16 protein-coding genes and 1 pseudogene are annotated in these 22,047 nt (G+C 70.7%); 5 read left to right on the forward strand and 12 right to left on the reverse strand.

Annotated features, from left to right (window positions below; genetic code table 11):
* Positions 1-102: 102 nt before the first annotated feature.
* The 5 genes from arsB to EBL85_RS01575 all read right to left on the reverse strand — a co-directional run bounded on the left by arsB (position 103) and on the right by EBL85_RS01575 (position 8,184).
* Positions 103-1,185, reverse strand: coding sequence for an ACR3 family arsenite efflux transporter (arsB, locus tag EBL85_RS01555; RefSeq protein WP_123141985.1), 1,083 nt, complete (start codon positions 1,183-1,185; stop codon positions 103-105).
* 3 nt (positions 1,186-1,188) lie between these two features.
* A complete protein-coding gene (locus EBL85_RS01560) occupies positions 1,189-1,698 on the reverse strand; it encodes an arsenate reductase ArsC (protein ID WP_223806001.1) in 510 nt (169 codons plus the stop codon).
* Between the two features lie 123 nt (positions 1,699-1,821).
* On the reverse strand, positions 1,822-2,175 hold the full coding sequence (locus EBL85_RS01565; RefSeq protein ID WP_062271342.1) for a metalloregulator ArsR/SmtB family transcription factor: 354 nt from the start codon (positions 2,173-2,175) through the stop codon (positions 1,822-1,824).
* 68 nt (positions 2,176-2,243) lie between these two features.
* Positions 2,244-5,768, reverse strand: coding sequence for an ATP-binding protein (locus tag EBL85_RS01570; RefSeq protein WP_123141987.1), 3,525 nt, complete (start codon positions 5,766-5,768; stop codon positions 2,244-2,246).
* Positions 5,769-6,174: 406 nt separating this feature from the next.
* The gene (locus EBL85_RS01575) at positions 6,175-8,184 is read right to left on the reverse strand and encodes an acetoacetate--CoA ligase (protein ID WP_123141988.1); all 2,010 of its coding nucleotides are present in this window, start codon (positions 8,182-8,184) and stop codon (positions 6,175-6,177) included.
* A gap of 163 nt (positions 8,185-8,347) precedes the next feature.
* Here EBL85_RS01575 and EBL85_RS01580 point away from each other — a divergent pair, with 163 nt between their 5' ends.
* Both EBL85_RS01580 and EBL85_RS01585 read left to right on the forward strand, forming a co-directional pair.
* The gene (locus EBL85_RS01580) at positions 8,348-9,607 is read left to right on the forward strand and encodes a hypothetical protein (RefSeq protein WP_123140508.1); all 1,260 of its coding nucleotides are present in this window, start codon (positions 8,348-8,350) and stop codon (positions 9,605-9,607) included.
* 84 nt (positions 9,608-9,691) lie between these two features.
* A complete protein-coding gene (locus EBL85_RS01585) occupies positions 9,692-10,531 on the forward strand; it encodes a class I SAM-dependent methyltransferase (protein ID WP_123140509.1) in 840 nt (279 codons plus the stop codon).
* A gap of 13 nt (positions 10,532-10,544) precedes the next feature.
* Here EBL85_RS01585 and EBL85_RS01590 read toward each other — a convergent pair whose 3' ends face one another.
* The 7 genes from EBL85_RS01590 to EBL85_RS01620 form a co-directional block, all read right to left on the reverse strand.
* Entirely contained in the window at positions 10,545-11,435 is an 891-nt protein-coding gene (locus tag EBL85_RS01590) for a hydroxymethylglutaryl-CoA lyase (RefSeq protein ID WP_123141989.1), read from the reverse strand.
* Positions 11,432-11,905, reverse strand: a complete 474-nt coding sequence (locus tag EBL85_RS01595) for a MaoC family dehydratase (protein WP_123141990.1) — start codon at positions 11,903-11,905, stop codon at positions 11,432-11,434. The genes EBL85_RS01590 and EBL85_RS01595 overlap by 4 nt, the downstream gene beginning before the upstream one ends.
* Positions 11,906-11,969: 64 nt before the next feature.
* Complete coding sequence (locus tag EBL85_RS01600) at positions 11,970-13,982, reverse strand: acetyl-CoA carboxylase biotin carboxylase subunit (RefSeq protein ID WP_123141991.1); 2,013 nt, start codon at positions 13,980-13,982, stop codon at positions 11,970-11,972.
* 30 nt (positions 13,983-14,012) lie between these two features.
* Positions 14,013-14,813 carry an enoyl-CoA hydratase-related protein gene (locus tag EBL85_RS01605; RefSeq protein WP_123140513.1) on the reverse strand — a complete coding sequence of 267 codons (801 nt, stop codon included), beginning with the start codon at positions 14,811-14,813 and terminating at the stop codon, positions 14,013-14,015.
* 25 nt (positions 14,814-14,838) lie between these two features.
* Positions 14,839-16,446 (reverse strand): carboxyl transferase domain-containing protein, encoded by a 1,608-nt coding sequence (locus tag EBL85_RS01610; protein WP_123141992.1) that lies wholly within the window; start codon positions 16,444-16,446, stop codon positions 14,839-14,841.
* An 85-nt stretch (positions 16,447-16,531) separates the two neighbouring features.
* Positions 16,532-17,695 carry an isovaleryl-CoA dehydrogenase gene (locus EBL85_RS01615; RefSeq protein WP_200189317.1) on the reverse strand — a complete coding sequence of 388 codons (1,164 nt, stop codon included), beginning with the start codon at positions 17,693-17,695 and terminating at the stop codon, positions 16,532-16,534.
* Positions 17,696-18,377: 682 nt separating this feature from the next.
* A complete protein-coding gene (locus EBL85_RS01620) occupies positions 18,378-18,827 on the reverse strand; it encodes a MerR family DNA-binding transcriptional regulator (protein ID WP_123141993.1) in 450 nt (149 codons plus the stop codon).
* Between the two features lie 286 nt (positions 18,828-19,113).
* Here EBL85_RS01620 and EBL85_RS01625 point away from each other — a divergent pair, with 286 nt between their 5' ends.
* From EBL85_RS01625 to EBL85_RS01635, 3 genes and pseudogenes are all read left to right on the forward strand, one after another.
* Positions 19,114-20,802 carry an AMP-binding protein gene (locus EBL85_RS01625; RefSeq protein ID WP_123141994.1) on the forward strand — a complete coding sequence of 563 codons (1,689 nt, stop codon included), beginning with the start codon at positions 19,114-19,116 and terminating at the stop codon, positions 20,800-20,802.
* A gap of 233 nt (positions 20,803-21,035) precedes the next feature.
* Positions 21,036-21,842, forward strand: coding sequence for an ABC transporter ATP-binding protein (locus EBL85_RS01630; protein WP_190288022.1), 807 nt, complete (start codon positions 21,036-21,038; stop codon positions 21,840-21,842).
* Positions 21,832-22,047, forward strand: a pseudogene (locus EBL85_RS01635) (long-chain fatty acid--CoA ligase); the annotation flags it as partial. The gene EBL85_RS01630 and the pseudogene EBL85_RS01635, both read left to right, overlap by 11 nt.

The following is a 22,047-nucleotide window of genomic DNA, read 5'->3' on the forward strand; positions in this document are numbered from 1 at the left end:
CGTCGGTCATGCGGCCAGCCCCGCCACTGCAGGCTATAAGCTGATCGCTGGTCGCTGGTCGCTGGTCGCTGGTCGCTGGTCGCTGGCGGCTGGCGGCTGGCTTCACGACCGTACCCGTGGCCCGCGCTCGTACCAGCCCCGGGTGCGGTTGACCACCCGCACCACCAGCAGCATCACCGGCACCTCGATCAGCACCCCGACCACGGTCGCGAGCGCGGCGCCGGACTCGAAGCCGAACAGCGCGATGGCCGCGGCGACGGCCAGCTCGAAGAAGTTGGAGGCGCCGATCAGCGCCGAGGGACAGGCGACGCTGTGACGCTCGCCGACGGCGCGATTGAGCCAGTAGGCCAGCGCCGAGTTGAAGAAGACCTGGATGAGGATCGGCACCGCCAGCAGCAGGATGATCAGCGGCGCGTCGATGATCGCCTGTCCCTGGAAGGCGAACAGCAGCACCAGGGTGGCGAGCAGCGCGAGGATCGAGGCGTGGCCGAGGGTCTCGAGAGTGGCCTCGAAACGCGCGCTGCCGTGGCGCAGCAGTCGGCGCCGCCACCACTGAGCGATGATCACCGGCACCACGATATAGAGTGCCACCGAGGTCAGCAGCGTCTCCCAGGGCACCAGGATCGACGACAGCCCCAGCAGCAGCCCGACGATGGGGGCGAAGGCGAACACCATGATGGCGTCGTTGAGCGCCACCTGCGAGAGGGTGAAGTAGGGATCGCCTCCGGTCAGCCGGCTCCACACGAAGACCATCGCGGTGCAGGGCGCGGCGGCGAGCAGGATGAGCCCGGCGACATAGGCGTCGAGCTGCTCGGCCGGCAGCCAGGGCGCGAACAGCCCGCGGATGAACAGCCAGGCGAGCAGCGCCATGGAGAAGGGCTTGACCGCCCAGTTGACGAACAGGGTGACGCCGATGCCGCGCCAGTGCGCGCGCACCTGATGGAGTGCGCCGAAGTCGATCTTCATCAGCATCGGGATGATCATCACCCAGATCAGCAGACCCACCGGGATGTTGACCTGGGCGATCTCCAGTCCGCCGAGAAACTGGAAGGGCGCCGGCGCCCATTGTCCGAGTCCGATGCCGATGAGGATGCAGAGCCCGACCCAGAGGGTCAGACCGCGCTCGAAGAGGCTCATCGGCGCGCCGCTCGACTGTGTGGTGGAGACCTCGCACGGTACCGACATGACTTACTCCGATGGTGGCGTGATGGTGAGCCCCAGCGCCTCGGCCACCGCCGGCACCAGGCGCGCGCGGATCTGGTCGCGGACGGCGATGAATGCGGCCAGCGGCTCGCCGTGGGGGTCGTGGAAGGGGAGGTGGAGTCGGGGAACCGGGCGCGGGAAGATCGGGCACTGCTCGCGGGCGTTGTCGCAGACGCTGACCACCAGATCGAAGGGCAGGTCGAGCAGGGTGTCGACCGCCTTGGGATGGAGCCCCGCGGTCGGCAGCCCGGCCTCGGCGAGCGCGGCGATGGCCCCCTCGGCGACCCGGGGCTGTGGCCGGGTGCCGGCGGAGCGCGCGCACACCCGACCGGCGAGATCGTGGTTGAGCAGCACCTCGGCCATCTGCGAGCGGCAGGCGTTGCCGGTACAGAGCACGAGCACGGTCTTGGCGGTGGCGTTCATGCAGGGATCCTCGATCTGATCCTTGGTGCCCGGTGTCGGGCGGGTGTCATGGCGGTTGGGGCGTGCGATCACGGTTTCTTGGTATCTGAGAAACCATATATTCGGTTTTGTGTATATCACGGCGCGAACCTTGTCCGTCCCCGACTGCGACAACGGGGCGGCTATCGGTGGCGACTCGATACCTGTCGGTGCCAGTCAGGCGCAGCGCGGTGCCGAGGGGCGCCCCGGCATACTCGCCAGGCTGGCGGCGTCACTGCTGAAGGGAGCCTGTCCGCGCACCGCCGCGGCGGTCTCGTCGAGCACCCGGCACGCCCAGTCGGGGAGCGCCGGGTGGACGCGGTAGTAGACCCAGAGCCCGGCGCGCCGGTCGGCGACCAGCCCCAGCTCGCGCAGCTGGGCGAGGTGGCGCGAGACGTGTGGCTGCGCCGAGCCGGTGGCGTGGGTCAGCTCGCAGACGCACAGCTCGCCCTGTTCGCGCAACAGCACCAGGCAACGCAGTCGGGTGTCGTTGGCCAGGGCGGCGAAGAGATCCGTCGGCTTGAGGTTCATGGGCTTTAATATATGGTTTTCGGTATATTTGTAAAGCCATATTTTACCCGCTTTCGCCGGATGGCGGCTCAGGCGCGCGCCTCGAGGTCGAGTCCCAGTCGCGCCGCCAGCGCCCGCGCGGCCGTCTCGCCGCCGCTGGCGTCGAACTCCTCGATCGCGGTCTGCAGCGGGGCGATGTCCTCGCTCGGCAGAGAGCCCGCGAGTTCGGTCACGGCGGGCTTGGCGGCGATGATGTCGAGGTCGGCGAAGGCCGCGAGCGCGGTGCGCAGGAGTGGCGCGAGGGTCGCCGGGGCGGGGGCCGTCTTGTCGCGCTCCGGTGACGGCCGGGATGAGCGCGCGGACGGTTCCTGGGAGACATAGCGGGCGATGGAGTCGAGCGCGGTCGCGAGCGCGGCCTGCAAGGCCGTGGTCGCCGCGGCGAGCGCCGCCTGCGCGTGTCGGTCGCCGGTCAGCCGCTCGATCTTGCCGGCGCAGGCGGCGACCTCGGTGAGTCCGAGGTTTCCGGCGACGCCGTGGAGACGATGGGCCAGCCGCAGTGCGGTCTCCGGGTCGGCCTCGGCGATCCGTCGTGCGGTATCGCCGTGCTCGCGGGCGAACTTGTCCAGATAGCGGCGATAGGTCCCGGCATCCTTCCACACCGCCAGGCTGTGGTCGAGGGCGAGCCCGGGGAGGTCCTGTGGGGGCGGCATGGTGTTCGACGCGTGCCCGCCGCCCGGTGTCTCGGGCGTCTGTCGCCGCTCGCCCGTTGCCTGCACCGTGCGCCGGATGATGCAGACCGCCTCCTCGACGTCGAAGGGCTTGGAGATGAAGGCATCCATCCCCGCCTCCCGGGCCGAGACCTGCTGTGCGGCCATGGCCCCGGCGGTGAGCGCGATCACCGGAACGCCGGCGAGCGCCGGGATGCGACGGATCCGGCGCGTCGCCTCGTGTCCGTCCATGCGCGGCATCTGCACGTCCATCAGGACCGCGTCGATCGTCTCCGGTCGTGTCATCAGATGGTCGAGCGCCTCCTCGCCGTCGCTCGCCACGCTGACCCGTGCGCCCTCGTCGAGGAAGATGCGCGAGGCCACCTCGCGATTGATCTCGCTGTCGTCGACGATCAGCAGGTGCAGCCCGGCGAGTCGCCGTGGGCGAGGCGTGTGCAGGGGCGTCTCGGTCAGGCCGCAGTGTCTGCCCCGGACCCGTGCGACCGCCTCGCGAAACGGCGAGGGGGCGAGCGGCTTGACGAGCATGGCGTCGACCAGGTGCGCATCGGGGGCCGTGCGCGCCTGCTCGAGCGGGTGTGGGGTGAGGACGAACAGCAGCGGTCGGCGCGTCTCGGGCAGCGCCTCGCGGATCGCTCGCGCGGTGCTCGGGTCATGATCCGCGGCGACCGGCCGGTTGATCAGCACGACCGCCTGCGGACCCTGGAGCGAGGGTTCCTCGACGATCCGTCGCAGTGCCGTCTCGCCGCAGCTCACCGCGTGCCCCGACCAGCCCAGGGCGGTGACCGTGGCCAGCAGGCCGTCGCGCACGCGGGCATCGTCGGCGACCACCAGCACCCTCACTGGTGCCGCCGCCGGGGCGTCCGAGCCCTGTTCGACGAGACGCTCGAAGGGGAGCTCGAACCAGAAGGTGCTGCCCGCCCCGGGTCTGCTCTCGAGCCCTACGCGTCCGTCCATCAGCTCGACCATTCGGCGCGAGATCATCAGCCCCAGGCCGGAGCCGCCGAAGCGACGGGTGGTGGAGACATCGGCCTGGGTGAAGGGCTGGAACAGCCGTGCCTGGGTCGCGGCGTCGATGCCGATGCCGGTGTCCTTGACCGTAAAGCGCAGCCAGATGTGCTGTGCGTCGGTCTCGATGGGGTCGATGCGGACCTCGATCACGCCACTGTCGGTGAACTTGATGGCGTTGTTGGTAAGGTTGATCAGCACCTGCCCCAGACGCAGCGGATCGCCACGCAATGGCCAGTCACAGCAGTGCGGTGGGGCGATGACGAGCTCGAGCGTCTTGCCCCGCTCCCGGGCGGTGGCGGCCATCAGGGTGGCGAGGTTGTCGATCACCGTCACCAGTCGGAAGGGCACCTGCTCGATCTCGATCTTGCCCGACTCGATCTTGGAGACGTCGAGGACGTCGTTGAGGATGGTCAGCAGACTCTGGCCGGAGTGGTGGATCTTGCGTGCCAGATCGTGCGCCTCGTCGGGCAGATCCCGACTCTCCAGCAGATAGGCGAGACCGAGTACCGCATTCAGCGGGGTGCGGATCTCGTGGCTGATGTTGGCGAGGAAGGCCGACTTGGTGCGGGTGGCCGCCTCGGCCTGTTCCTTGGCCAGGGTCAGCTCGCGGGTGCGCGCCTCGACCAGTCGTTCCAGCCCGGTCTGGTGTTCGCGCAACGCTGCTTGTAGTCGGGTGCGCTCGGTGATGTCGCGGATCACGCTGATCAGGGTGTCGATCGCGCCGACCCGCGCCCCCTGGGAGCTGACCTCGACGGGGAAGGTGCTGCCGTCACGACGCCGGTGCTCGGTCTCGAACAGCAACCCCTGGGCGTGGGCCTCGGCCATCTGCGCCGGTAGGATGGCCTGAGTGCTGGAGGCGCGCAGATCATGGACGGTCATGCCCAGCAGCTCCGCGCGGGAGTAGCCGTAGCTCGCGACCGCAGCATCGTTGACCTCCAGCAGCCGACCGTCCTCGCGGCGGATGAACAGGATGATGTCGCGGCTGTGGCGGGCGAGCAGCTCGAAGCGGCGCAGCGTCTCCTCGGTCCGGCGACGTCGCGCGATATGGCGGGCCAGCGAGGCGGCGATTCGCTTCGCCCGGATCGACTGGCTCATCGTTCCCGCGACCGCCAGGGCCATGGCCAGCCCGAAGATCAGCATCAGGGTGGCGGCGCGGTCGCTGGTCTCGATCGGGTAACGCACCTGCAGCGCCAGCCAGAGGATCAGGGTGAAGGTCGAGAGCAGGATGGCGATGACGACGATGATCCAGCCCTGATCGCGGGCGCGTCGGCCTTGTACCAGGGCCATGCAGCCACCGCCCATCACCACCAGGGCGATGGCGGTATGCGGTGCCATCACGGTGAAGTGGTCGTGGCCGTAGGCTGCCGGGATGTCGAGGGCGTAACCGAGCAACGCGACCGCGCCCAGTCCGGCAAGGACCCCGGCGAGAACCCCGGCGAGTCGCCAGCGCCACGGCTTGGCACCGGTGAGCAGCAGGATGATGGCGCCGCAGAGCATCAGGGACAGGGCGGTGTTGGGCGCCATCCTGCCGGGGACCGGGGTCGCTACCGTGATGTCGTGCTCCATCAGCAGCTGATCGATGCCGAGATCGAGCTGCAGGGTGTCCTGGAGCAGGGTCAGTGCGCCGATCAGTGCGATCGCCAGGGCCAGCCCCGAGGCCGTGCGCCGGCGCCCCTCGAGGAGTGCCCACAGCCCGGCGCCGGACAGCGCGAGCCCCAGCGCGGTGTTGTACTGCATCGGTACCAGATGGGGCTGGAGCTGGATGAGCGGCGCCAGCTTCAGGTGCCAGCCGAAGATGACCGCCCCTCCCAGGGCCATGACCAGGATGAAGGCCAGGCGGGCGAGAGGCTCCAGATGGTCCGGCTTGGTCTGTGGCATGCGTTGTATCCCTTGCAGTGCCGAGGTCCGGATCGCACCGGTGTGCCGGTCTCGCGGCCGCGGTGACGGCGGGCGGGGAGTGTTTCCTGGCGGGTGCGCGGCGGCGAGCCCGGGGAGCTGCGTTGTCTGCGCAGACCTCGCCTCGTCGCGCCGCGTATCGGGGTGTCGAGAATCCGTCCGCGCCAGAGCCCTGTTGCCCCTGTGATCTCGTGACTCTCGCCGACGGTGACATCCCTCTCTCCCGACGGGTACCAGTGAGAGACTATGGCCGGATCGGTGGGACACAAGGCGTTTGTGTCGGCGTTGCCATGCTCGGTGGCGGCGTGCCGGGCCGGGGGAGGGCGCCGGTCCCGGGCGTCAGGCGGCACCGCCGCGGGTCATGGCGGTGCCGCTGGCGCGACCCGCCTCAGAGCGCTGCGGCGGGGGTGTCGGCCCGCTGCGGCGCCGGCACGGCGAGCACCGCGGCGATCTCGGCGAGCGCCTCGGGGTTGGCCAGGGCGTGGGCGTTGTCGCCGCCCGTCTCTCCCCGGAGCATGCGCGCGACCGCCAGCTCCACCTTCTTGCCGCTGCGGGTGTAGGGCACCTGGGAGACGGCGAGGATGCGCGCCGGGACGTGGCGCGGACTGGCGTTGGCGCGGATGCGCTGGCGGATGGTCTGGATCATCGCGGCATCGAGCGCGTGACCCTCGGCCATCACCACCAGCAGCAGCACCTCGACGTCGCCGTCGGGCAGGGGCGCGCCGACCACCAGGCTGTCGGCGATCTCGGGCAGGGTCTCGACCTGGCGATAGAGCTCGGCGGTGCCGATGCGCACCCCGCCGGGGTTGAGCGTGGCGTCGGCGCGGCCGTGGATGATGGCGCCGCCGTGCGCGGTGAACTCGACGAAATCACCATGCGCCCAGACCCCGGGAAAGCGGCTGAAATAGGCGTCGCGATAGCGGCTGCCGTCGGCGTCGTCCCAGAATCCCACCGGCATGCACGGCAGCGGACCGAGACAGACCAGCTCGCCGCGCGCGCCCTCGGTGTCGCGCCCCTCGGGGTCGAAGGCGCATACGTCGACGCCGAGCAGCCGACAGGGGATCTCGCCGCGACGCACCGCCACCAGCGGGCTGCCGCCGACGAAGCAGCCGCAGATATCGGTGCCGCCGGAGATCGAGCTGAGCATCAGCTCGCGCCCGACCCTCTCGTAGACCCAGTCGTAGTCCTCGGCGAGCAGCGGCGAGCCGGTGGAGAAGAGCACGCGCAGCGCCGCGAGATCGTGCTCGGCGCCCGGGGTCAGCCCCTGTTTTCGACAGTTGCCGAGATACTTGGCGCTGGTGCCGAAGTGGCTCACCCGCTCCTGCGCCAGCAGTGCCCACAGCCGCTCGAGCGAGGGCTGCGCCGGCGAGCCGTCGTAGAGCACCAGCCGCGCCCCGGTGAGCAGCGCCGAGGCCATCCAGTTCCACATCATCCAGCCGGTGGTGGTGAAGTAGCAGAGGCTGTCGCCGGGGCCGAGGTCGGCGTGCAGCAGCAGCTCCTTGCTGTGGTTGAGCAGCATCCCCGCGGCGCCGTGGACGATGCACTTGGGCACCCCGGTGGTGCCCGAGGAGTAGAGGATATAGACCGGGTGGTCTGGCGGCAGCTGGACGAACTCGGGGAGGGCGCCGACGTGTGCGGCCAGGGCCTGCTCCCAGGGGACGAAGACCGGATCGTCAGGGTGCGCGCTCGCGGGCAGCAGGGCGATCGAGAGCACCCGCTCCAGCCCCGGCAGCGCGGCGGCGAGGGCGCGGTTCTGCGCGCCGCGGTCGTGGTCGCGGCCCTGATAGCGGTAGCCGGTGACCGTCAGCAGCACCTTGGGGCGGATCTGGCCGAAGCGATCGAGGATCGCGGCGGTGCCGAAGTCCGGCGAGGCCGAACTCCAGATCGCCCCCAGCCCGGTGGTGGCGAGCATCGCCACCAGCGCCTCGTGGGTGTTGGCGAGCACCCCGGCGACGCGGTCGCCGACGCCGACGCCCTGGGCGCGCAGCCAGCCCTGCAGGGCGCCGACCTGGGCGAGCAGGGCGCCGCGCCCGAGCCGCACGGTCGCGCGCGATTCGCCGACCTCGGTCACGCACTCCTGGCTATCGGGGTGGCGCAGGGCGTGACGCAGCAGGTTCTCGGCGAAATTGAGCCGTGCGCCCTCGAACCAGCCGCGCGGCGGCAGCCCGGGGTCGGCCAGCACCCGGGTGTAGCCGCGCGAGGCGATCACCCCGGTGAAACGCCACAGGCTCTCCCAGAACGCCTCGGTCTGGGTGATCGACCACTGGTGCAGTGCCCCATAGTCGCTGAAGCTGCCGTAGCCCTCGCGCGCGAGCCAGTCGCGATAGCGTGCCATCACGCTGTCGTTGAGCGCATGCGCATCCGGTTGCCAGAGGATCTCCGCCCGTTCCGTCGTCATTGCCTCGACCTCCCTGTAGGATCATCGGTCGCGAGTATTAACGTTTACGTTAACAAGATCAATAGTTGACGTTAGCGTAAACGTAATTTAGCGTGTGCGCCGTCCGTGGACACAGCCACGGACCACGATAAGCACAACGAGAGAGATTGCAGGAGGCATCCGAATGGGCATCAGACCCGCCAGACTGGTACTGCTCGGCCTGTTGGCCGCGCCCGCCGCACAGGCCATCGAGCGTGCCGTCGAATACGACTTCAGCGGTGACTTCGACGTCCGCACCTTCAACCGCGACCCCGGCGTCGGCGATACCCAGAGCGGCTTCGAGCAGCGGCTGCGGTTGCGCGGCAGCCTCACCCTCGACGACCGGGTGAGCCTCCATGCCGGGGTCAACCTCACCAACGACACCTGGCGCGGCGACGAGTCCTCCAGGGCGGTCGAGGACGAGGAGCCCTTCACCATCGGGCGCACCCACCGCACCGTCACCTTCGACTACGGCTATGTCGAGTTGCCCTTCGACGACTGGACGCTGCGCGTCGGCCGCCAGATCGCCAACTGGAACTTCGACATGACCGTCTCCGACGATCGCCGTGACCGCATCATGCTGCTCGGTCCGGTGGGCGAGGACATCACCTTCGTCATCGGCGGCGACCAGCGCCAGAACACCACCTACGACGACCGGCTCGACGACGGCTATCTGGTCTTCTCCGGGTTCGTCGGCAAGACCGCCGGCTGGTCCTGGGGGGCGCTGCTCGGCCACTACATCGGCGACGACGAGCGCGCCTTCGACGGCAGCTACCAGCCCGGCTATTTCTACACCCCGCGCAGCGGCACCCTGGTCTCGCCCTGGGCCCAGGGCAGGCTCGGCCCGGTCGAGATCACCACCGGTGCGCACTATCTCGGCGGCGGCGATGCGATCTTCACCAACAACACCTTCGCCGGCTTCCTGCGCGGCGGCTATCAGGCCACGCCCGAGCTGCTGTTCGAGGCCCAGGGCTTCTTCAACCTCGGCGGTTCGCTGATCGAGCCCGGCTTCGACAGCTTCTCCAGCCTCATCCACAACAGCCCGCGTCACAACGCCTCGGCCACCCGCATCCCGGCGCTCGATCTGACCGGCGTGGGCAAGGGCGATCGCGAACTCGGCGGCATCGACCAGGACTTCGACCGCTATCTGCTGGCGCTGCGCGGCAGCTACAGCCCGACCGACAAGTGGCGGCTGCAGCTGGCCGGGGGCTGGGTGCGCTACGACGGTCTGACCCGTGATCTCGACGAGGCCGAGGACGTGGTCTTCGGCGACGTCCAGCTGAGCTACCAGGTCACCCGCTCGACCCGGATCTGGGGCACCTACGGCTATGCCGCGACCTCGGACCTGATCCCGGGGGTGGACAGCGTCGACGCGCTGAGTCTCAATCTACGGACCGAGTTCTGAGTGTGGCCCCGACCCCGCCCGCGCGGGGCCGGGGGAGGCATCCGCCCCGGCCCTGGCCGGGGTGTTCATGGAGGAGCAGGATTCATGTCCCAATCGACCTATGCCCGTTCGCTCGCGGCGCGCTATGCGCCGGAGGATCTGCAACAGCGGTTGCGCGCGGCGCTGTGCGAGGAGGCGCTCGACCCCGACCGGCTCGACTGCGACGACATCGCCGCCATCGACCAGCTCCACGTCGGCGGGCGCGAGGCCAGCCGCCGGCTGCTCGAGCGCGCCGGGGTCGAGCCCGGCGCGCGGGTGCTCGATCTCGGTTGCGGCACCGGCGGCAGTGCCCGGTTGCTGATGGCCGAGTACGGTCTGCAGGTGACCGGGATCGACCTCACCGCCGGCTTCGTCGGGGTCGCCGACTGGCTCACCCGCGCCACCGGCATGGCCGCGTCGGGCGACTTCGTCTGCGGCGACGCCCAGCGTCTGCCGTTTACCGAGGGCGCCTTCGACCTGATCTGGGCGCAGCACGTGCTGCTCAACGTCCCCGACATGATGCGGGTGCTGCTCGAGGCGCAGCGGGTGCTGCGCCCCGGTGGCCGCATCCTGGTCCACGAGGTGGTCGCCGGCGACGCCGAGGACGCGCTGCGCTTCCCGGTGCCCTGGGCCGACAGCCCGCGCCACAGCCATCTGCTCGAGCGCGAGGCGCTGATCGAGCGCTTCACCGGCCACGGCTTCCGCGCCGCGTTCGTCGACGACATCACCGCCGACGGGCTGCGCTGGCGCCAGAAGCACAGCGCGCGCGAGCGGCGTGACGGCGGCGCCGTGCTGGGACCGGCGCTGATCTTCGGCGAGGGCTTCGGCATCATGGCGAGCAACCTGATGGAGAACCTCGCCGCCGACCGCATCCGTATCCTCCAGGCCGGGTTCGTGCGGCGCTGAGCCGCGCGCGGCTTCAGTCGGCGGGGGCGAGGGCGCGCGCCAGGCGCGAGGGCGGGCGCCCGAGCCGCTCGCCGATCCAGCGCGCGGTCTCGACCAGCGCGGGGAGATCGACCCCGGTGTCGAAGCCGAGCCCGTGGAGCATGTAGACCACCTCCTCGGTGGCGACGTTGCCCGAGGCGCCGCGCGCGTAGGGACAGCCGCCGAGCCCGGCGACCGAGGCGTCGACGGTGCGTATCCCGGCCTCGATCACCGCGTGGAGGTTGGCCAGCGCCTGACCGTAGGTGTCGTGGAAGTGCGCCGCGAGCCGTGCCATCGGCACCCGCTCGGCCACCGTCTCGACCATCGCCCGCGCCTGTCCCGGGGTGCCGGTGCCGATGGTGTCGCCGAGCGAGATCTCGGCACAGCCGAGCGCGGCCAGCCGCTCGGCCACCCGCGCCACCGCCGCCGGCGCGATCGCGCCCTCGTAGGAACAGCCGAGGGCGCAGGAGACATAGCCGCGCACCGGGATGTCGAGGGTGCCGGCGCGTTCGATCACCGGGGCGAAGCGCGCCAGGCTCTCGTCGATGCCGCAGTTGATGTTGCGCCGGGTGAAGGACTCGGAGGCGGCGGTGAACACCGCGATCTCGCGTGCCCCGGCCTCGAGCGCGCGCTCCAGCCCCTGGAGGTTGGGCACCAGCACCGGGTAGTGCATGCCCGGCGTCTGTTCGAGCGCGCCCAGCAGCTCGGCATGATCGGCCATCTGCGGCACCCAGCGCGGCGAGACGAAGGCGGTCGGCTCGATCCAGCGCAGCCCGGCGGCGGCGAGCCGCGCGATCAGCTCCAGCTTGACCGCGGTCGGGACTGCGGTCGGCTCGTTCTGCAGCCCGTCGCGCGGGCCGACCTCGACCACGCGCACCCGGCTCATGCCGCCGCCTCCGTGCCGCGGGCGCGCACCAGGATGCTCGGGCAGACCTCGAGCACCGCCTCGTCGTGCTGGTTGAAGGCGCGCCAGCGCACCCGGATCACCCCCCAGCCGGGGCGCGAGCGCGACGGGGTGTTCTCCAGCACCTCGATCTCCAGACGGATGGCGTCGCCCGGTCGCACCGCCTTGATGAAGCGGATGCCCTCGGCGCCGAGACCGATCTGGCCCTCGGCCAGGCGCATCGGCGAGCGGATCGCCAGCCCGGTCATCACCGCGATGGTGTGCCAGCCGCTGGCCACCAGCCCGTCGAAGAAGGTGTGACGCGCCGCCGCCGGGTCGGTGTGATAGGGCTGGGGGTCGAACTCGCGACCGAAGCGGATGATCTCGGCCTCCTCCAGGGTCACCGCCGCGTCGTTGCGAAAGCGGGTGCCCGGGGGCAGGTCCTCCAGGTAATAGGTTGCGTGTTGTTCCATCGATACTGACTCCCTCGGGTTGATGGCGCGCGCGGCGACGCACGCCGCTGTCGCCGGACTCGGCTCAGTCGGTCGCCGGCTCGCCGATCACCACCAGCTCGCTGCCCTCGGCGACCTGATCGCCCTCGCCATAGTGCACCGTCTCGACCACGCCGGCGGCACCGGCGCGGATCACCGTCTCCATCTTCATCGCCTCGAGCACCAGCAGCGCGTCGCCCTCGTCGACGCGCTCGCCGGGGCGGACGTGGACGGCGACGACGATGCCCGGCATCGGCGCGACCAGACGATTCTCTTCGTGGGCGTCGTCCATGCCGGCGGCGAGCGGGTTGTGGATCACCAGGGTGCGGGTCTCACCGGCCATCGCCACGGTCAGCTCGGCGCCGTCCTGCAGCACCCGCGCCTCGCTCTGGACCCCGTCGACGCGCAGCCGGATGTGACCCTCGGCGCCGAGCTGGCCGTCGACCGCGAGGGTCTCGCGCGGGGTCTCGAGCCGGAAGCCGTCGTCGCGATAGTGGGCGACCACGGTCAGGGTCTCGGCGCGCAGCGGGTCGATGAAGTGCAGGGTGCGGTGACAGTCGGTGTTGAGCCGCCAGCCGGAGGTCGCGTGCCAGGGCGAGTGGGGGTCGCTGGAGTCGGCCGCGCGCGCGCGCGCCTCGCGCTCGACGCCGAGCAGCTGGTGCAGGGTGGCGGCGGCGAGCATGCGACAGTCGGGGGCCGTCGGCGCGGCGAGCAGGGCGTCGCGGTGTTGCTCGATGAAGCCGGTGTCGAGCTGCGCGGCGGCGAAGGCCGGGTGCGCGGCGAGGCGTCCGAGCAGCCCGAGGTTGGTGCTGACCCCGACCACCACGAAGCCCTCGAGCGCCTGGCGCAGCCGCGCCAGCGCGCGCTCGCGGTCGCGGTCGTGGACGATCAGCTTGGCGATCATGGGGTCGTAGTGCACCGAGATGGTGTCGCCGGCGCGCACCCCGCTGTCGATGCGCACATGCGCGTCGGGCGGCGGCGTGAGCAGGTGGCGCAGGGTGCCGGTGGCGGGCATGAAGTCGCGTGCCGGGTCCTCGGCATAGACCCGCACCTCGAAGGCGTGGCCGTCGATCGTCAGCTCCGACTGGCGCCGCGGCAGCGGCTCGCCGGCGGCGACGGCCAGTTGCCAGGCGACCAGGTCGGTGCCGGTGATCGCCTCGGTGACCGGGTGCTCGACCTGCAGCCGGGTGTTCATCTCCATGAAGTAGCAGCGGCCCTCGGCGTCCATGATGAACTCCACGGTGCCGGCGCCGACATAGTCGATGGCGCGCGCCGCGGCGATCGCCGTCTCGCCGAGGTGCTGGCGCGCGCGTGCGTCGAGTCCGGGGGCCGGGGCCTCCTCGATCACCTTCTGGTGACGGCGCTGGATCGAGCAGTCGCGCTCGAACAGGTGCACCACCTCGCCGTGGCTGTCGGCGAACACCTGGACCTCGACGTGACGCGGCGTGAGCAGGTACTTCTCGATCAGCACCCGATCGTCGCCGAAGGCCGAGCGCGCCTCGCGCCGGGCGGCGCCCAGCGCCTCGGCGAGGTCGGCCGGGTCGTCGACCCGGCGCATGCCCTTGCCGCCGCCACCGGCCGTGGCCTTGATCAGCACCGGATAGCCGATCTCCGCGGCCGCCGCCGCCAGGCGCTCGGACGATTGGTCGTCGCCGTGGTAGCCGGGCACCACCGGCACCCCGGCCTCGATCATGATCGCCTTGGCCGCCTGCTTCGAGCCCATCGCCTCGATCGCCGCCGGCGGCGGGCCGATGAACACCAGCCCGGCCTCGGCGCAGGCGCGGGCGAAGGCGGCGTTCTCGGCGAGGAAGCCGTAGCCGGGGTGGATCGCCTCGGCGCCGGCGCGGCGTGCCGCCTCGATGATGCGCGCGCCGTCGAGATAGCTCTCGCGCGCCGGTGCCGCGCCGATCGGCCAGGCCTCGTCGCACAGTGCGACGTGGCGGGCGTCGGCGTCGGCGGTGGAGTAGACGGCGACGGTGCGCACCCCGAGCGCGCGGCAGGTGCGGGCGATGCGGCAGGCGATCTCGCCGCGATTGGCGATCAGGATCTTGTCGAACATGTGCGATTCCCTGCGTGGTTGGACGGGGCCTCAGCCGGCGGGCGTCGTGCGCCAGCGCGGCGCGCGCTTGTCGAGGAAAGCGCCGAGGCCCTCCTGCGCCTCGGCGCCGACACGGATGCGGGCGATGCGGCGCGCCGTCTCCTCGACCAGCTCGGGGCCGATCGGCTGGCCGTGCACGCGCCGGATCAGCGTCTTGGCCGCGGCCATCGCCTCGGGGCCGTTGGCGGCGAGCGCGGCGGTGATCTCGGCGATGCGCGCATCGAGCGCGGCGAGGTCCGGGCTGATGCCGTGGAGCAGGCCGATGCGCTCGGCCTCGGCGGCGTCGAAGCGCTCGGCGGTGAGCATGTAGCGGCTGGCCTGACGTGGCCCGATGGCGGCGATCACATAGGGCGCGATCACCGCCGGGATCAGCCCGAGGCGCACCTCGGTGAGGGCGAAGGCGGCGTCGGCGGTGGCGAAGGCCAGGTCGCAGGCGGCCACCAGCCCCAGCCCGCCGCCGATCGCCGCGCCCTGCACCCGGGCGAGGGTTGGCTTGGCGAGTCGGTGGAGGGTCGAGAGCAGCGCGCCGAGGGCGCGGGCGTCGGCCTGGTTGGCGGGCTCGTCGTAGTCGGCCATGCGCCGCATCCAGTCGATGTCGGCACCGGCCGAGAAGCTCGCGCCCTCGCCGCCGAGCACCACGCAACGCACCCGCTGGTCGCGATCGAGGCCCTGCAGGGTCTCGGTCAGCTCGGCGATCAGGGCGTCGTCGAAGGCGTTGTGACGCTCGGGGCGGGCGAGGCGCAGCTGGGCCACGCCGGCCTCGATGCGCAGGCTGAGTCGGGTCTGTGGCATCGGGGTGGCTCCTGTGGGTGAATGCTCACATGCGGAACAGGCCGAAGCGGGTCTCCTCGATCGGCGCGTTGAGGCTCGCCGAGAGCCCGAGCGCGAGCACCGTGCGGGTGTCGGCGGGGTCGATCACGCCGTCGTCCCACAGTCGCGCGGTGGCGTAGTAGGGGTGGCCCTGGCGCTCGTACTGCTCGAGGATCGGCTGCTTGAACGCCGCCTCCTCGTGCGCCGACCAGGACTCGCCGCGCGTCTCCAGGGTGTCGCGGCGCACCTGCGCCATGACGTTTGCCGCCTGCTCGCCGCCCATCACCGAGATGCGCGCGTTGGGCCACATCCACAGCAGTCGCGGCGAGTAGGCGCGCCCGCACATGCCGTAGTTGCCGGCGCCGAAGCTGCCGCCGATGATCACGGTGAACTTGGGCACCCGGGCGCAGGCCACGGCGGTGACCATCTTCGCCCCGGCCTTGGCGATGCCGCCTGACTCGTACTTGCGCCCGACCATGAAGCCGGTGATGTTCTGCAGGAAGATCAGCGGGATGCCGCGCTGGCTGCAGAGTTCGATGAAGTGGGTGCCCTTGAGCGCCGACTCCGAGAACAGCACCCCGTTGTTGGCGACGATGCCGACCGGATAGCCGTTGAGGTGGGCGAAGCCGCACACCAGGGTGGTGCCGTAGAGCGCCTTGAACTCGTCGAACTCGGAGTCGTCGACGATGCGCGCGATCACCTCGCGGACGTCGTAGGCGGTGCGGTTGTCGGGCGGGACGATGCCGCCGAGCTCGGCCGGGTCGTGACGCGGCGGGCGGCTGGGGCGGATCTCCAGCGGCATCGGCTTGGTGTGGTTGAGCCGGGACACGGCGCGGCGCGCCAGCCCCAGGGCGTGGGCGTCGTGGAGGGCGAAGTGATCGGTCACCCCGGAGGTGCGCGAGTGCACCTCGGCGCCGCCGAGCGCCTCGGCGCTGACCGTCTCGCCGGTGGCCGCCTTCACCAGCGGCGGACCGGCGAGGAAGATGGTGCCCTGTTCCTTGACGATGATGCTCTCCTCGGCCATCGCCGGCACATAGGCGCCGCCGGCGGTGCACGAGCCCATCACCACCGCGATCTGGGCGATGCCCTGCGCGGACATCACCGCCTGGTTGTAGAAGATCCGCCCGAAGTGGTCGCGATCGGGGAAGACCTCGTCCTGGTTGGGCAGGTTGGCGCCGCCGGAGTCGACCAGATAGATGCAGGGCAGGCGGTTGTGTTGGGCGATCTCCTGGGCGCGCAGGTGTTTCTTCAGGGTCAGCGGGTAATAGGTGCCGCCCTTCACCGTGGCGTCGTTGGCCACGATCATGCACTCGCGCCCGCACACCCGACCGATCCCGGTGATGATCCCGGCCGAGGGCACGGCGTCGTCGTAGAGCCCGAGCGCGGCGAGTTGCGAGAGTTCGAGGAAGGGTGAGCCCGGGTCGACCAGCACCTCGATGCGCTCGCGCGGCAGCAGCTTGCCGCGTTCGAGATGGCGCGCCCGCGCCCGCTCGCTGCCGCCGGCGGCGACCGCGGCGACGCGCGCGCGCAGGTCGGCGACCAGCGCGTCCATCGCCTCGCGGTTGGCGCGGAAGGTCTCCGAACGCGGATCGATCTTGCTCTTGATGACATTCATCGGTTGTCCCTGACCCTGATGCTTCGCGCGTGTCCGACGGCGTGGTCGGGCTGTCCTCCTCGTCCCCCGCCGTCCTCCCTCGGCCTCAGGCCGTCTCCCTGAACAGCTCGCGGCCGATCAGCATGCGCCGGATCTCCGAGGTGCCGGCGCCGATCTCGTAGAGCTTGGCGTCGCGCAGCAACCGCCCGGTGGGGTACTCGTTGATGTAGCCGTTGCCGCCGAGACACTGGATTGCGTCGAGCGCCATCGCGGTGGCGCGCTCGGCGCTGTAGAGGATGGCGCCGGCGGCGTCCTTGCGCGTGGTGCGGCCAAGGTCGCAGGCGCGGCCCACGGCATAGACGTAGGCGCGACAGGCGTTGAGGTTGGTGTACATGTCGGCGAGCTTGGCCTGGATCAGCTGGAACTCGCCGATCGGCTGGCCGAACTGCTCGCGCTCGTGGACATAGGGCAGCACCACGTCGAGACAGGCGGCCATGATCCCCAGCGGCCCGCCGGCGAGCACCGCGCGCTCGTAGTCGAGCCCGGACATCAGCACCCGCACCCCGCCGCCCTCGCTGCCGAGCACGTTCTCGACCGGCACCTCGCAGTCCTCGAACACCAGCTCGCAGGTGTTGGAGCCGCGCATGCCGAGCTTGTCGAGCTTCTGCGCGGTGGAGAAACCGGGCATGTCGCGCTCGACGATGAAGGTGGTGATGCCGCGCGAGCCGGCCTCGGGGTCGGTCTTGGCGTAGACCACCAGGGTGTCGGCGTCGGGGCCGTTGGTGATCCACATCTTGTTGCCGTTGAGGATGTAGCGATCGCCCTCGCGGCGCGCGCGCAGCCGCATGCCGACCACGTCGGAGCCGGCGCCGGGCTCGGACATCGCCAGGGCGCCGACGTGCTCGCCGCTGATCAGCTTGGGCAGATAGCGGGCCTTCTGCTCGGGGGTGCCGTTGCGCCGGATCTGGTTGACGCAGAGGTTGGAGTGGGCGCCGTAGGAGAGGGCGACCGCGGCCGAGGCGCGCGAGAGCTCCTCCATGGTGACGATATGGGCGAGATAGCCCATGCCGGTGCCGCCGTCGTCCTCGTCGACGGTGAGACCGAGCAGCCCGAGGTCGCCGAACTTGCGCCAGAGGTCGGCGGGGAAGGCGTTGTCGTGATCGATGGCGGCGGCGCGCGGGGCGATCTCGGCGGCGGCGAACTCGGCCACCGCGCTGCGCAACATCTCGACCTCCTCGCCGAGGTCGAAGTCCAGGGTCGGGAACTGCATCATGCGCGTGTCCTCCGTTGACGGATCGGGGCGCCGGGGCGCGGTCCTCGACCGGCCTGCGGCGTGGCGGCGCGGGGCGCGCGTCCTCGCTCGCGTCCAGACGCGGTCCGGGCGCATCCCTGCGGTTGAACTGGATGCTAAATAACGTTGACGTAAACGTCAATAGGGGAAGCGGCCAGCTACCAGTCGCCAGCTGCCAGCTACCAGCTACCAGTCGCCAGTCGCCAGCTGCCAGTCGGCAGTCGCGACTGGGCGTGGTTTGCGGGGAGGGGCGGGGTTCGGCGGGATCAGGCCGCCATGATTTCACCGGAGCCGCCAGCCGCCAGTCGCCAGTCGCCAGCCACCAGCGCCGCTGCTACGTGCTCGCGGTTCGAGAGATGTTTGATGGTCTGCGAGGCAGCTGGGGCTCGTTGTTCTGACGGCTGGTGGCTGAAGGCTGGAAGCCATGCCTCGGCCACTAGCGCCGCCGCTACGTGCTCGCGGTTCGAGCGACGCCCGACGGTCGGCGAGGTGTCCGGATCCCGCTGACTGGCGGCTGGTCGCTGGTCGCTGGAAGCCATGCCTCGGCCACCAGCGCCGCTGCTACGTGCTCGCGGTTCGATCGACGCCCGATGTCCTGCGAGGTGTCCGGATCCCGCTGACTGGCGGCTGACAGCTGGCCGCTGAGCCCTGGCCGCTACCCCTACGACGCCATCCGCTGCGTGTCGCTACGTTCGCGTTCCTGCTGTTCGAGCAGCTGTTGGCAGTGGGCGTAGGACTGTTCGAGTTCGCGCATGGTCTCCTCCAGGTCCTCGCGTTGCTGGAGCAGGTGCTGGCGCTTCTCTTCGAGCACCGAGAGGTAGTAGCGCAGTTGTTGCGCCTCGCCGTGGGCCTCGTCGTAGAGGTCGAAGGCCTCGCGCATCTCGGCGAGGGTGAAGCCGAGACGCTTGCCGCGCAGGATCAGCTTGAGCCGGGCGCGGTCGCGGCGGCGATAGAGCCGGCGCGTGCCCGAGCGGGTCGGCGAGAGCAGGCCCTGATCCTCGTAGAAGCGGATGGTGCGGGTGGTGATGTCGAACTCGCGCGCCAGCTCGCCGATGGTGAAGGTGGTGCCGCCGGGTTCCTGTTCCGGGTGCGGATTGGTGGGTGTGCTCATGCGCCGATGACTCCTGCGGTGGATGTGGGGCTTGATTGACGTCGACGTCTTGAGCCCGCTCCGGGCGCTGACTGGGGCGGGCGCGCTGGCCGGTAAGCGATCTATTTTACGCAATCTCCGGGGACCTCGAACAAAGGACCGGAGGGCCCGGCTCAACCCCGACGGTTGTGCGAGAAAATAGTTGACGTGGACGTAAACGGCAAATAGATTCTATCCCAGCGGCAGGATCCGCATCGAGGCCGAGACGCCCGCCACGCCGTCAGACAACCTTCTCGGGAGGAGCCAGATGGACCAGCTTCGGCGCAGCTATGTGCACGGGACCGCAACGCAGACGCTCCAGGGGATGACGGTCGGCGACTGTCTGAGACGACTCGCCGAGACCCGGCCCGATGGACTGGCGCTGGTCGATCGGGGGCGGGATGCGCGGCTCGACTGGCGTGGGCTCGATGCCCGGGTCGATCGGCTCGGCGCCGGGCTGCTCGAACTCGGCTTCGTCGCCGGGGACCGCATCGCGGTGTGTACCGGCAACCGCATCGAGTGGACCCTGGTGCAGCTGGCCGCCGCGCGGCTGGGGATGATCCTGGTGAGCCTCAACCCGGCGCTGCGCCCGGCCGAGCTGGAGCGCGCCCTGGCGCTGGTCGGGGCGCGCGCGCTGGTGGTCGAGCAGCGTATCCGCGAGACCGACTATCCGCCGCTGCTCGCCGAGCTGCTGCCGGAACTGGCGACGAGCGGCGAGGCGCCGCTCGCGGCCCGGGCGCTGCCCGCACTCGAACGGGTGATCCGTCTCGACGACGAGTCCTGGCCGGGTACCGTCGCCTTCTCCACGCTGCTCGTCGAGCCCGCCCCCGAGACCCTGGAGCGGGTGCGTGCGCTCGCCGCCGCGGTCGACCCCGACGACCCGGTCAACATCCAGTTCAGCAACGCCACCGGCGGCCCGCCGGCCGGCGCCACCCTGACCCATCACAACATCGTCAACAACGGCCTGATGGTGGGGCGCCAGCTCGGGCTCGGCGCCGCCGACCGGGTGTGCATCCCGGTGCCGCTCTATCACTGCTTCGGCATGGTGATGGGCAACATGGCCTGTCTGCTGCACGGTAGCGCCATGGTCTATCCGGGGCCTGGGTTCGACCCGCTCGCCACCCTGGAGGCGGTCGCCGCCGAGTCCTGCACCGCGCTCTACGGGGTGCCGGCGATGTTCAAGGCGATGCTCGATCACCCCCGCGCCGAGACCTTCGACCCCGGCCGACTGCGCACCGGCATCATGGCCGGCGCGCCCTGTCCGCCCGAGACCATGGATCGGGTGAGACGTCGCCTGGGGATGGCCGAGGTGACCATCGCCTACGGCATGACCGAGTCCTCGCCGGTCTCCTTCATGAGTGCCCCGGACGATCCGGTCGAGCGGCGGCTGCAGACGGTCGGGCGCATCGGCCCGCACCTCGAGGCCAAGGTGATCGACGACGCCGGGCGCATCCGCCCGGTCGGCGAGCCCGGCGAGCTGTGCGTGCGCGGCTACAGCCTGATGCGCGGCTACTGGGACGATCCCGAGCTGACCGCGCGGGTGATCGACGAGGCCGGTTGGCTGCACACCGGCGATCTCGCGGTGCTCGACGCCGAGGGCTATTGCCGCATCGTCGGCGGGGTCAAGGACACCATCATCCGCGGCGGCGAGAACATCCACCCCGAGGAGGTCGAGCGCTTCCTCGAGACCCACCCGGCGGTGCGCGCGGCGGTGGTCGTCGGGGTGCCCGACGCGCGCCTCGGCGAGGTGGTGTGCGCCTGCGTCGAGCTGCAGCCGGGCGCGAGCCTCGAACCCGAGGCGCTGCGCGAGTACTGCAAGGACCAGATCGCCTACTTCAAGGTGCCGCGCTATGTGCGTCTCTATCCGCGGCTGCCGCGCAGCACCGGGCGGGCGCTCAAGACCATGCTGCGCGAGCAGAGCATCGCCGCGCTCGGGCGCGCCGAGGAGACCGGCTGATCGCGTGAGCGACGGGCGGCGCCGGGAGGGCGCCGCGGGGGCCGGGCACGCGTCCCGGCCCAGTGCACCGGCCACGCCACGGAGGGCGGCGGGCCGGTCTCTCCCCCCGACCGGGCCGCGCCCGGTCCGATCCGCGAGCCATGACGACGACGCCCGCCGTGCGAGCGGGCGCGCTCCCCTGCACCCATGACAGGGGCGCCGAGACAAACGAGGAGAGCAGGGAGGACACAGGCGTGACGACGACGCGACAGGACCATGATCCCGACGAGGTGATACTCGAATGCGCCGCGGTCAGCCGCTGGTTCGGCGGACTGCAGGCGCTCAAGGGGATCGATCTGCACATCCACCGGGGCGAGATCTTCGGCCTGGTCGGTCCCAACGGCTCGGGCAAGACCACCCTGGTCAACGCCATCACCGGCTTCTATCCGCCGCAGCAGGGCGAGATCAGCTATCGCGGCGAGCGCATCAGCGGGCTCAAGCCCCACCGCATCGCCCGCAAGGGGGTGGCGCGCACCTTCCAGAACGTGGCGCTGTTTCGCGGGCTGAGCGTGCTCGACAACATCCTCCTCGGGCGTCATCTGTTCATGCGCCCGAGCATCCTCGGCGCGGCCTTCTACTGGTGGTGGGCCGAGCGCGAGGAGGTCGCCCACCGGGGGCGGGTCGAGGAGGTGATCGACCTGCTCCAGCTCGAGAGCGTGCGCGACGAGCCGGTCGACGTCATCCCGCTGGGGATGCAAAAGCGCGTCGAGCTGGCGCGCGCGCTCTGCGCCGAGCCCGGTTTCCTGGTGCTCGACGAGCCGATGGCGGGGATGAACCAGGAGGAGAAGGAGTACATGGTGCGCTTCATCCTCGATGCGCGCGACGCCATGGGCACCACCATGCTGCTCATCGAGCACCACATGGACGTGGTCACCGCCATCTGCAACCGCGCGGTGGTGCTCAACAACGGCGAGAAGATCGCCGAGGGACCGACCCGCGAGGCGATCAACGATCCCACCGTGGTCGCGGCCTATATCGGGAGGGTGAAGGATGCAGCCTGAACAGCGCCAGCCGCACGCGATCGGGGACATCGCGCTGCACCCGCACTGGCAGTCCCACGACCATCTCATCCACTGGCTGGTGTACAACGCCGAGCACCACGGTCACGAGGTGGCGCTGCGCGAGCGTCGGCGCGGCATCTGGCAGGGCTACACCTGGCGCCAGTACCTCGACGAGGTGCTGGCGCTGGCCGCCGGGCTCGAGGCC

This window comes from Marichromatium sp. AB32 (assembly GCF_003718675.1).
In the GTDB taxonomy this organism is placed as follows: domain Bacteria; phylum Pseudomonadota; class Gammaproteobacteria; order Chromatiales; family Chromatiaceae; genus Marichromatium; species Marichromatium gracile.